This is a genomic window from Lactobacillus sp. CBA3605 (assembly GCF_002970915.1).
Classification (GTDB): Bacteria; Bacillota; Bacilli; order Lactobacillales; family Lactobacillaceae; genus Lactiplantibacillus.
The window spans coordinates 2,298,976-2,310,227 of sequence record NZ_CP027190.1 but is presented as its reverse complement, the minus strand read 5'-3'; the positions used below and the strand labels follow the sequence as shown (position 1 = coordinate 2,310,227).

The 11,252-nt window shown below is 42.3% G+C and carries 10 protein-coding genes; 1 reads left to right on the top strand and 9 read right to left on the bottom strand.

Going from position 1 to position 11,252, the window contains the following annotated elements; genetic code table 11:
* Nucleotides 1-70: 70 nt before the first annotated feature.
* The gene (locus C5Z25_RS11155) at nucleotides 71-2,176 is read right to left on the bottom strand and encodes an LTA synthase family protein (RefSeq protein ID WP_105452653.1); all 2,106 of its coding nucleotides are present in this window, start codon (nucleotides 2,174-2,176) and stop codon (nucleotides 71-73) included.
* Nucleotides 2,177-2,323: 147 nt separating this feature from the next.
* Nucleotides 2,324-2,560: a YkuJ family protein gene (locus C5Z25_RS11150; protein ID WP_105452652.1), complete on the bottom strand. Its 237-nt coding sequence runs from the start codon at nucleotides 2,558-2,560 to the stop codon at nucleotides 2,324-2,326.
* A 187-nt stretch (nucleotides 2,561-2,747) separates the two neighbouring features.
* Between C5Z25_RS11150 and C5Z25_RS11145 the strand changes: the two genes are divergently transcribed.
* The gene (locus C5Z25_RS11145; protein WP_105452651.1) at nucleotides 2,748-3,935 is read left to right on the top strand and encodes a pyridoxal phosphate-dependent aminotransferase; all 1,188 of its coding nucleotides are present in this window, start codon (nucleotides 2,748-2,750) and stop codon (nucleotides 3,933-3,935) included.
* A gap of 83 nt (nucleotides 3,936-4,018) precedes the next feature.
* Here the strand turns inward: C5Z25_RS11145 and C5Z25_RS11140 are convergent, their stop codons facing one another.
* The 7 genes from C5Z25_RS11140 to C5Z25_RS11110 all read right to left on the bottom strand — a co-directional run bounded on the left by C5Z25_RS11140 (nucleotide 4,019) and on the right by C5Z25_RS11110 (nucleotide 11,174).
* Nucleotides 4,019-5,269 (bottom strand): D-alanyl-D-alanine carboxypeptidase family protein, encoded by a 1,251-nt coding sequence (locus tag C5Z25_RS11140; RefSeq protein WP_105452650.1) that lies wholly within the window; start codon nucleotides 5,267-5,269, stop codon nucleotides 4,019-4,021.
* 54 nt (nucleotides 5,270-5,323) lie between these two features.
* Nucleotides 5,324-6,358, bottom strand: coding sequence for a lysylphosphatidylglycerol synthase transmembrane domain-containing protein (locus tag C5Z25_RS11135; protein WP_105452649.1), 1,035 nt, complete (start codon nucleotides 6,356-6,358; stop codon nucleotides 5,324-5,326).
* 2 nt (nucleotides 6,359-6,360) lie between these two features.
* Nucleotides 6,361-7,383, bottom strand: a complete 1,023-nt coding sequence (locus C5Z25_RS11130; RefSeq protein ID WP_105452648.1) for a glycosyltransferase family 4 protein — start codon at nucleotides 7,381-7,383, stop codon at nucleotides 6,361-6,363.
* A gap of 11 nt (nucleotides 7,384-7,394) precedes the next feature.
* Nucleotides 7,395-8,573 (bottom strand): glycosyltransferase family 4 protein, encoded by a 1,179-nt coding sequence (locus C5Z25_RS11125; RefSeq protein WP_105452647.1) that lies wholly within the window; start codon nucleotides 8,571-8,573, stop codon nucleotides 7,395-7,397.
* A 258-nt stretch (nucleotides 8,574-8,831) separates the two neighbouring features.
* Entirely contained in the window at nucleotides 8,832-10,562 is a 1,731-nt protein-coding gene (ptsP, locus tag C5Z25_RS11120; RefSeq protein WP_105452646.1) for a phosphoenolpyruvate--protein phosphotransferase, read from the bottom strand.
* Nucleotides 10,562-10,828: a phosphocarrier protein HPr gene (locus C5Z25_RS11115; protein WP_105448163.1), complete on the bottom strand. Its 267-nt coding sequence runs from the start codon at nucleotides 10,826-10,828 to the stop codon at nucleotides 10,562-10,564. The genes ptsP and C5Z25_RS11115 overlap by 1 nt, the downstream gene beginning before the upstream one ends.
* A 148-nt stretch (nucleotides 10,829-10,976) precedes the next feature.
* Nucleotides 10,977-11,174, bottom strand: coding sequence for a protein YkzS (locus C5Z25_RS11110; RefSeq protein WP_105448162.1), 198 nt, complete (start codon nucleotides 11,172-11,174; stop codon nucleotides 10,977-10,979).
* Nucleotides 11,175-11,252 lie beyond the last annotated feature (78 nt).

Sequence of the window (11,252 nt, the reverse complement as noted above, 5' to 3'; positions counted from 1 at the left end):
CATTTTCAGACTCCAAAGCCCCCAGTAAACACAAAAAGAGATGTCGCATAAACGACATCTCTTTGAGCAACTAGTTACTTGAGCTTGACTCCGAACTCGAATCAGCACTGGAACTAGATAGTTCTGGTGCATCCGTCTTATACAGATCAACCGTTGACTTGCCTTTATTCTTCGACAAAACACTCGTCTGCTTCTCAGCTTGAAGTTCCTTCAACGATTTCAAAGTCTTCGTAATCTTATAGCTGTAGTTGGATTTATTGACTTTCTTAAAGCCCTTCGGCGTATAGAAACGCAATAAATCACCTTGAATAACCCGATCAGACAAGGACAGTTCCGTTGTTACATGGTTCTGCATCTGTTTGACCGTCTGCTTTTGGGTGTTGGTCATGTTCTTCAACTGTTCACCAGTCTTAGTGTCATAGACCGTACCCCCGAGCTTCGTATAAGTTGGTGATACAAAATCACCATTTCTAAAGGCAACCGTTTGATCATGTTGTTTCGACAGTAAGTCAGTCCCAAACTGAATGTACCCTTTATTCTTAATCCCTAATAAATCAAAGATGGTTGGCAACGCATCGATTTCGCCACCATAGGTATGGTTAACCCCACCCTCAATTCCATCCGCATGAATCATAAACGGCACTTTCTGGAATTGTGCTAAATCAAAGTTATTGACGGATTTCTTACCCAATAGCTGGGCAATTGCCGCACGATGATTATTTGAAATCCCGTAATGGTCTCCGTACAACACAATCATACTATTCTTATATAAGCCGGCCTTCTTCAAATAACTAATGAATTCAGCAAAAGCTTGATCTAAATAGTGTGCGGTTTGCACATAGCCATCGACGGTAGAATCACCAGTCGTCGTCTTATCAATGGATTGATTTTGCTTATCTAGTGTATACGGATAATGGTTAGTCAACGTAATCAGCTTCGCATAGAATGGTTGCGGGAGTTGTTCCAAATACTTCACTGAATCTTTTAAGAAGATTTTGTCCTTCAACCCATAACCAATGTTATAACTCGCCTTCTCTTTATAATACGATGAATAGAAGAAGTAATCATATCCCCATGATTTGTAGGCATTGTCTCGATTCCAGAAACTGGCGACATCCCCATGAAAGGCCGCCGTCGTATACCCTTTTTGCGCTAAAATTGCTGGCGCTGCTTGAAAGGTGTTCGACGTCCCATATTGTGTCATTGCCGAACCAGTTGGTAACCCAAACAAGGAGTTTTCCATCATCATTTCAGCATCTGAAGTCTTCCCCTGGGCCACTTGGTGATAAAAGTTATCAAAACTCAACGTGTTCTTATTATGATAGAACTTGTTTAAGTTCGGTGTTACTTCTTTACCATCGACCTTATAATCAATTAAAAATTGCTGGAAACTCTCCAAATGAATCACAAAGACGTTCTTACCTTTAGCCTTACCAAAGTACTTGATATTCTCACTAGCCTGGTTCTTCTTTAGATAAGCTAGCACACTCTTCATATCACTACTGCTAGCCTGAGCTCGCGTGGCACTTTCTTTTTCAGTCTGATAAAAGCTGTAACCCGCGTAAGTATTTAACCCTAAATACTTCACGATGTAATTATTATCAAAAGTCCGGGTTAGTAAATCAGAACGGTCATGCTCTGACATCCCCAAATCAACTGCAAACAAAGCGACCCCAATCATCGTTAGCGTTGCAGCATAACGAAGCTTGAACGGCCGAGGATCAATCCGAATTACCTTAAATACTAATAATAAAATGAGTATCACGACATCGGCATAAACTAAGAAGTCGGTGCCACGGATAATCTGGCTTAAACTGGTGCCAAGATTAGTGCTTGAAGCCCCTGAACTCTTGATTACACCAGCTGACATAAAATCAGAAAACTCACGGTAATACAAAATATTGGCAAACAACCAGGTTGTCTGTAAGGCATCGATGATCATCATCATCCAATATTTTAAGCGACCTCTAAAGTATAACGCCACCCCCAACAGTACAATCGCTGTTGGAAACGGGTTAAGAATCAAAATAAATTGTTGCACGGGACCTTTAACCCCAAGCGTAAACTCAGTTTGATAGGCGATATACGTCTTTAGCCAAAATAAGACCACTGTTAGGATAAAGAAGCCAAGGGTTGTATTGACCTTTCCAACCGTGTTTTTTATAAATTTGGGCATCATAATTCCTCCGTCATTGCTATTAACAAATCCATATTATAACGGTTGAGGGCTAGTTAGCAATATCTTGAAGATTTCTTCAACAATTCTTCACTATTCAACGCATAATATGGATCAGTCTTTTAAAATATCTAATTGGCGGAAATGTTAATTATCGGTTAACAAGTCATATAGTTCAATCGCAACTAAGTCGATGTTATCGAATTCGAACGTTTGATCAGGATTAACTTCTTGGAGCGTGTACGTTGATGTTGCTGGGTCATAGGCAACCTGACCGCGTTCAACACCTTCCTTTTCGAACCGTCGTGATTGAACTTCCGTAGCTTCCGAGGTCCGCATTGCTTCTAGTCGTTTGAGAATTGCTGATAATTCAGATTTTTCCATTATTATAATCTCGCTCCTTAAGTTTTGTTTTTATTCTAGCAAAAAATGAGACCAATGGCACGTCTTTTTAGTGAGTAGCCCCGTTTCAAAGCAAATTATCACATTTAATTATACCGCAAAGCAACCGTTTGTCCTTGTGAAGATGTGATAAACTTAAAACAATTTATAAAACAAAGGAGTCTTGTTCATGACATTGTTTAGAGATGATCTCAACGATACCATTGCTCAAATTCAAGTATCCACCATTCGCCAATTTGACGAGGAAGTCAGTGCTATTCCTGATATGGTTAAATTAACTTTAGGGGAACCCGATTTTAACACCCCCCAACACGTGAAAGACGCAGCAAAAAAAGCGATTGATGATAATTTTTCACACTATACTGGGATGGCTGGCTTACTAGAACTACGTGAAGCCGCCGCTAATTTCCAAGCGAAAAAATACGGGCTACATTATAATGCTGCCGACCAAGTCTTGGTCACAGTAGGCGCGACTGAAGCCATTGCCACGGCATTAACCACCATTTGTAACCCTGGCGATGCGATTATCGTCCCTTCACCAATCTTCCCGGCTTATATTCCAATCATTCAAGAAGCCCGGGCAACCCCTCTATTTATGGATACTGGGATCAACGACTTTGTGATTACACCTAAATTAGTCGATGACTTTATCGCAGCACACCCTAATGAGCACTTCAAAGGCATTATTATGAATTATCCAAATAATCCTACCGGTGTGACATATATTGAAGACGAAATTAAAGCGTTAGCAGCTTGTTTCAAACGCCATAACCTCTGGGTTGTTTCCGACGAAGTGTATAGTGAATTAACTTATGGGAGTACCCACGTTTCAATCGCAAAATACATTCCGGATGAAGTTATTTTAATTAATGGGTTATCAAAATCACATGCGATGACTGGGTGGCGGATTGGCTTCTTGTTTGCGTCGAAAGAAATGACCGACCAAATGAAGAAAGTCCATCAATATTACGTGACTGCTGCCACCACGATTGCCCAAAAAGCCGGGATTGAAGCTCTAACTAACGGCATGGATGACGCGCTCCCAATGCGGACCGAATATCAAGCGCGCCGTGACTTTGTTTACAAGACAATGGCCGACTTAGGTTTCAAAATTGCCCGACCAACAGGTGCCTTTTATATCTTTGCTAAAATCCCAGCCGGCTTTAATCAAAATGCGATGGCCTTTTGCAAAGACCTAGCACGTAAAAATAAGTTAGCTATTATTCCTGGGACTGGTTTTGGTGCTCAGGGTGAAGGTTACGTCCGGCTGAGTTATGCTGCTAGTATGGAAAAATTGCAAAAAGCAATGGCGCGACTAACCGCCTACATGCAAGATTCCGCTAACCAAACTGCTTAACTCACGACAATCTAAAAACGAGCTCGGGAACTAACTCCCCAGCTCGTTTTTTCATCGCCAAAATTTGATGACAACGTTATTTTTTATTCGTTCATGGCAAATGCGGTATCCAAATTTAAGATTGGCTTAGCATTGTCGGTCGTCGCCCATTGAATCGGTCCTAACAAGGTCACGGCTTGCGGTGTTTGATACTTCACCGTACTGGTTGCCCCCGATAATGGATCCGTTAACTGAACTTTCATCACCGTCGTATGGGCGGCTAAATAATTAGGCCGGTCACGGTGCATCGGCCAAACTGCCACCGTTGTTTTTTGAATGGGCTGTTGCTGATTCGTCCAACGATGACCATCCGATTGCGCTACTAATTTGACCGTTGTTTGGGTCCCTGGAATCTGATAATCGAGTGTTTTGGGGACCACCGTGCGATACTGTTCCTGCTGTTTTAGCTTGAGCCGCAAGTTATTATTCGCAGTAAATTTCCAAGTGGACCCTAACGTGGTCGCAATCATCCGCCGACCATTTTGGTGGAACGTCGCCACTAAGCATCCACCAGCTTGCGCCGTATACCCTGTTTTAAGGCCATCTACAGGCACGCGCCCATCATAGTAGGATTGCCCCTTTAAGATTAGAACTGACGTTGGAACCCGATATTTATGGACTTTAACCGCACTCTGGTTAGAAACCTGTACAATACTTGGAAATTCATTGATCAAATGCCGCGCAATCGTCGTAATTGCACGCGCTGAAACCATATTCTGGGCCTGATCACTCGTCCCCGGCAAATTATAATGATACGTCGTTAAATCCGTATTATCTAATCCAGATGCACTCACAAAATTAGCCGCTAAATGCCATTTTTGGGCCTGTTGATTCATTAATTGGATGAATTTAGCATTACTACCACCTAAATATTCACCCAACGCAATCGCACTGCTATTGGACGAACCCACCAAAGTTGCGGCAACGAGTTCTTTAACGGTAAAACGCTCATTAGCCGCCATCGGCATCGTGGATAACGTGGCACTGCTCGCCATCTTACGCACCTGTTTACTGATTGGCACATTATCCGTCCAATTGATTTTGCCTTGTTTGACTGCCTGTTCAACTAAATATAAGGTCATCAGTTTACTCAATGACGCAATCGGTAACTTTTGATCTGCATTTTGTGCGTAGACCGCCTGACCAGAATTGGCATCAACAATATACGCCGCCTTAACCGCATCCGCTTGGTTTTTCTGAGCGTGAACTGGCTGGGTAATTAGCCCCACACCACTCAATCCTAACCCTAACATTAACCAAACACGTACCCGTTGGTGTTTTTTTAACTTCAACATACTTATTCCCCTTTAATCAACAAAAAGCGCCGGCAAGTCGCTAGCGCTTCATCCTTACTCATTCGGTCTATCTTTTATTTCTTCCGCTTTTTCTGGGCGCATCGCCATCGCAAACATCCCTAGGAATAAGCCTAGATAATAAGTTAAAATCCGCCAAATGAGCATGGCCAAAATTAATTTACTATGACTAGGAATAAACTTCGCAAACAGCTCGGTAAACCCAAACTCAGCACCCCCAGCGCCCCCAGGAATTGGAAATAGCGACGTCACTAAGAAAATCAACACGTTCAAACTAGTGACCATAATAATATTAATGCCATGATATCCCATGGCCCGCATAATAAAATACGGAATCATATAGTAAAACAATAGTTGAAAGAACGTAATCAGCGAAATTTCCACTAACATTCGCCAATCCTTAGTCATGCGGACACTTTCTTCATAAAACGAATCAATTTTTTCACTGATTGTTGTTTGTAACCGGGTAAAACGGTCGCCATGCATGAACCAGCCAACCGGAATTAAAACAATCTTGACCGCTTTTTTAGTGAAATTATACCAATACATCACTAATAACAAGCCAACAATCACAGCAAAATGAATCAAAAAGCCTAATAACACGTACAACGATAAGTAGCTTAACTTTTCAGCTAGATAATGAAAACCGACCAACATTGCAACTAAGAAATTCAATACGACCATCGCTTGAAACACCACGAACTTCATTAACGCCACGGAACTTGCGCGCCCCGCATCAATGCCGGATTGGGCCATCACAAAAATTTGAGCCGGCTGGCCCCCGGATGAAAACGGCGTAATCCCATTAAACAACTGTTCTGCTAAAGGAACCCGCAATGCACTCTTAAAAGAATAATGCCGGTACCGATGACGAACAAACTTCTGCACCACGACTGCTTCTAAGCCATAGTAGAGCCCCACACAACCTAGTGCCACCAATAGCCACCACCAGTTTAACTGGGTGATGTCGGCCATTAAATGGCTGAGTTGGACATTACGTAGTGAATACCACGAAATGCCGACCCCGATTAAAATCATGGCTAGTAAAGACCACACATTTTTTCTAGTCATGGCTACCCCTCTTTTGCCTGCTGTAAGTAAAAATCATGCCAGATTTTAGCTAACCGCTGTTCAGAATAATCCGCCGACGCTAAGACAGCCTTATCATGTAGAAATTGTAAGCCGGCCGGATTCTGACGTAGTTGTGAAATCTGCTGCTGCATCTCATCGACATCCGCCGCAGCTTGATAATAACCGTCAATAATCGCCCGGTATAAGTCTAAGTCCCGTAATAAGACGGGCGTCCCGCAGCTAAACGCTTCTAACACTGACATGGGAAATAGTTCATTATACGATGGCAAGAGGAATAAATCCGCCATGTTATAATAATCGACTAATTTTTCTCGATCGACAATACCCGGAAACGACAAGTTGGCCGGTGGATTATCGACTACTTTTTTTAATTCTTGATAGCCATCCGTAATCCGCCCGAACGAAAAACCCCCGGCCCAGACAAATTGAATATCTGGATTTTGACGCGCTAACTTAATAAAATCCGGTACCCCTTTGCGGTCTTGAATTTGACCAGTTCCCAAAATCATAAATTTATTTTGGTCATACCCATAGGCTTGGCGCAACTTGACTTGTTTTGGTTGTGCCATTTCATAGAACTCACGTTTACTAACAAAGTTTGGAATATAGGTCACATCAGCCCGCTTAATATCGTAGGCTTCCAGCTTCGGAATAAACGTCGGATTAACGACAACGATATGATCCATGCGCTTATAAAACGAAATCAAATAACGGTTAAAAATCGCTTGCAGTGGCTTGGGCAACTTTAAGCTCCCCGTTAACGTTTCCGGTAAAAAATGGACATAACCAATTTTACGTCCCCGGTTGGGCATAAATGTCGACAAATAAAACATCGGATTAACCGTATGATAATGTGAAATCGTCGAACGACCGTAACGATTAACTTTGAGATTGAATTCGGTCTGCCAATGAGTCTGCAATAACCGCATCAATTCTTGGTACGCACTCCCGACCCCTTGACCTTTAACTGAGTCAGCTTTCGAAAACATCGTAATGTTTAGCATAATTCGTCCCCTTAGTCACTGATATCGGCTGACTTCCCTGCTGATTCTGAATAGGTCAACTGAACATCTTGATAGTAATTAATTACTTGTTTGCCAAAATACTCGGCTGAAATCTGGTAAAGCTTTTTTTGGCGTGGTTTTGGATCATCAAATGCATGTGGATGCTGTAAATATCGGACCACATCTCGAACTAACGCCGACTCACTAGTAAACGTCGTCCCTAATGAAGGGTCATCCAACAGTTGATCCGTATATGGACTACTCGTAACTACCATTTTAAGTCCCGCTGCCATCGCTTCAATATAGGTTAACCCCTGTGACTCCGAATTTGAAGCCGCCACAAATAAGTCGGCCATTTGATAATAATTATAAACTTCATCATTATCAATCTCACCGGTGAACTGCACATGCTCGCTCAGATTGGTAGCTTTAACTTGGTTTTCCAACGTTTCACGTGCTGGGCCATCACCCACAATAACTAATTGTGCCGCTGGCACTTGCTCTAATACTGCTGGCAAGGCTGCAATAACTTCATGGATATTCTTCTCATAGGCTAACCGACTTAACGATAATAGTACCGGTGTTGTGGCGGCATAGCCTAATTTTTGCCGATAATCAGCGGTTGGCGCTTGTTCATATTGATTAATATCAATACCCGTTGGAATAATCCGACTCGGTGTTTTAACGCCATATTTTTTTAAGGTATTGGCGACCCGTTGACTGGGCGCCACAATGCCATTTAAATGGTAACAATAAGCCCGCGTCGCCTCTTTAACATGGTAAGGCTTCAATAGTTTGCCATTAGCGATATAGTGTAAATAGTCCTCATACATCGTATGGTAGGTATGGACGCATGGCACCTTTAATTGTTTCGCGACAAACTTACCAATCATGCCCATCGAAAATTCAGTTTGCGTATGCACAATATCTAAGCCTAAGTCTTTCGCAACTTGGTAGGCTTTGAACAACCCACGAACAGCAATCCGTCGATCCGTAAAGGACACGAACGGAATACTCGTAAACCGAAAAATATTGCGTTCATAGATATTTTTATCAACATGGGGATCCGTGGTCGTAAAGATATACACTTGATGACCAGCCCGCTCAAGTTGATTGCGCAGCACCTTGATCGACGTTGCTACCCCACTAACTTGTGGATAGTATGTATCTGTAAATATCCCGATATTCACGTAGATTCTCCCTTTATTTCCGAGAACTAATTGAAGCTGCCAATTAGTCTTCGTTGCTTCAATCAGGCATTAAGTCCATTTGATTGAGCATTCTCGATCACTTTTGATAATTAATTATAACAATTATATTGGTTCAGTATCAGAGTTGCAAATAATCTTAAGATAAATTAAGAGTTCCCTGTGGATTCCAGCACTGGATGCCCTATTTTTATGTAAAAAAAAGATGGATCATGATGATCCACCCGTTTAAAGAAGCGCTTATTTATTAAAAACGTTCTTTTCAACTAATGCTTTAACTTCTTCATTGGTCACACATTCGTTAACGGCTTTGTCAGCTAATTTAGCCATTTCAGTCGTATCAATGCGTTTCATCAATGAGCGTGTCTTCAGCACTGAAGTTGAACTCATTGAGAATTCATCCAAACCTAAGCCCATTAATAATGGTACCGCGATTTGGTCTCCAGCAACTTCACCACACATCCCAGCAATCCGACCATTGGCATGGGCCGCGTCAATAACATGCTTGATTAACCGTAACAACGATGGGTTGTATGGTTGATACAAGTATGAGACGTGTTCATTACCACGATCAGCAGCAAATGAATATTGGATTAAGTCGTTGGTCCCAATACTAAAGAAATCAACTTCTTTAGCAAATTGGTCAGCAAGAATAGCAGCAGCAGGAATTTCAATCATGATACCAAGCTTGATATCATCAGCAACTGGCGTCCCGGCAGCGACTAATTTCGCCTTTTCATCCTCAAAGATGGCTTTAGCTTGACGGAATTCATCTAGGGTCGCAATCATTGGGAACATAATCCGTAATTGACCATAGTGTGAAGCCCGTAGCAATGCCCGCAGTTGCGTCCGGAAAATATCGTCACGATCAAGTGAAATCCGAATCGCCCGATACCCCAAGAATGGGTTCATTTCGTCTGGAAGTGGCAAGTAAGGTAAATGCTTGTCGCCCCCGATATCCATGGTCCGCACAATCACTGGCTTGCCTTGCATGCCTTCGACAACCTTTTTGTAGGCTTCGAATTGCGTATCTTCATCAGGTAGTTCCGCACTGTTCATGTACAAGAATTCTGATCGGAATAAACCAACTGCTTCAGAACCGGCTTCCAAGACACCATCCATATCGTCAGGCGTCCCAATGTTTGAAGCTAATTCAAAATGCTTACCGTCTTTTGAAACGGTCGCTTCATTCTTAAGCTTTTCCCATTCAACCTTTTGGGCAGCGAAATCTTTGGCTTTTTGTTGATAGTCACTGATTTCAGCATCGGTTGGGGCTACTAAAGCTTCCCCGTTAATCCCATCAAGGATAATCGTCGTCCCCGCTTTAATTTCAGTTGTAGCAGATTCAGAACCAACTACCGCTGGAATTTCAAGCGTCCGTGACATAATCGCAGAGTGACTTGTCCGACCACCAATATCGGTGATGAACCCTTTGACGAACTTACGATCAAGTTGCGCCGTGTCACTAGGCGTTAAATCATGGGCAATTACGACGACTTCAGAATCGATTAAGGCAGGACTTGGTAGGGTGACCCCTAACAAGTGACTCATAACGCGCTTAGTCACATCGCGAATATCGCCAGCTCGTTCTTGCATATATGCGTTGTCCGTCATTGCTTCAAACATGCCGATGAAAGTATCAGTAACTTCCTTCAAAGCTTCTTCAGCATTGACTTTATCATCCTTAATCTTACCTTCAATTTGACTTAACATTTCAGGGTCAGATAAAATTGTGATATGAGCTTCAAAAACTTCTGCTTCTTCGGCACCTAAACTCTGAGTTGCTTTGTCTTTAATGACTTTTAGCTCAGCTTTAGAGGCATCAAAAGCATCATGTAACCGTTGGATTTCGGCATCAATGTCGGAAACCGTCGTTTTTTCGAATGACAAATCTGGATCAACTAGCATATAGGCCTTAGCAATTGCAATCCCATCACTGGCAGCAATTCCTTTTAGTACCTTTTCAGCCATTATTCAGATAAGCCTTCTTTCTTCATCGTATCAGTTAAAGCTGCAATTGCGTCAGCTTCGTCAGCACCTTCAGCAGAAATCGTAACATCTGCATCTTTACCAACACCGAGTGACATTACACCCATGATAGACTTCAAGTTAACTGACTTGTCTTGGTATTGCAACGTAACTTCTGAGTTGAACTTACTTGCTGATTGTACCAATAAAGTAGCTGGACGTGCGTGGATACCTGTATCTGCGATTACGTGAAATTCTTTCTTTTCCATAGTTATTCGATCTCCTTCAAAGATGTAAAATTTAAATTGGTTCTGAGTCAAACCGAGTTGCCGCCAACACATTTGCTCAAGAGCCCTTAGTATTGATGATAGCAATTATCCAATTGAAATACAAGCCCTTTCATTCATTCAATTGCGATTAATTGGTAGCCTTACCATCCTTGTCAAAGTGGTAAACAATATGGCCGTCTAATTCCGCCATACCAATGATTCGTTTGCGATACTCATAACCCATATAGGCATCATGAAACGCCATAAAGTCGTCCGGATCAACGCTAAAATTTTCTCGTTTTCCCGTCCGCAAGTCTTCCATTAACTGTTCAAAATCTGGTGCCACTAAGTTACCCCCTTCTACAAGCCCGATTGCCGGGATCAATTTATCTGACTTAGACCAGTCTAACACGGGCTTTTGCCA

What these genes read in the sequence shown, in the direction of transcription:
- C5Z25_RS11140 (WP_105452650.1), bottom strand. Translation starts at nt 5,269, where the DNA reads ATGTTGAAGTTAAAAAAACACCAACGGGTACGTGTTTGGTTAATGTTA.
- C5Z25_RS11115 (WP_105448163.1), bottom strand. Translation starts at nt 10,828, where the DNA reads ATGGAAAAGAAAGAATTTCACGTAATCGCAGATACAGGTATCCACGCA.
- C5Z25_RS11155 (WP_105452653.1), bottom strand. Translation starts at nt 2,176, where the DNA reads ATGCCCAAATTTATAAAAAACACGGTTGGAAAGGTCAATACAACCCTT.
- C5Z25_RS11150 (WP_105452652.1), bottom strand. Translation starts at nt 2,560, where the DNA reads ATGGAAAAATCTGAATTATCAGCAATTCTCAAACGACTAGAAGCAATG.
- C5Z25_RS11135 (WP_105452649.1), bottom strand. Translation starts at nt 6,358, where the DNA reads ATGACTAGAAAAAATGTGTGGTCTTTACTAGCCATGATTTTAATCGGG.
- C5Z25_RS11145 (WP_105452651.1), top strand. Translation starts at nt 2,748, where the DNA reads ATGACATTGTTTAGAGATGATCTCAACGATACCATTGCTCAAATTCAA.
- ptsP (WP_105452646.1), bottom strand. Translation starts at nt 10,562, where the DNA reads ATGGCTGAAAAGGTACTAAAAGGAATTGCTGCCAGTGATGGGATTGCA.
- C5Z25_RS11130 (WP_105452648.1), bottom strand. Translation starts at nt 7,383, where the DNA reads ATGCTAAACATTACGATGTTTTCGAAAGCTGACTCAGTTAAAGGTCAA.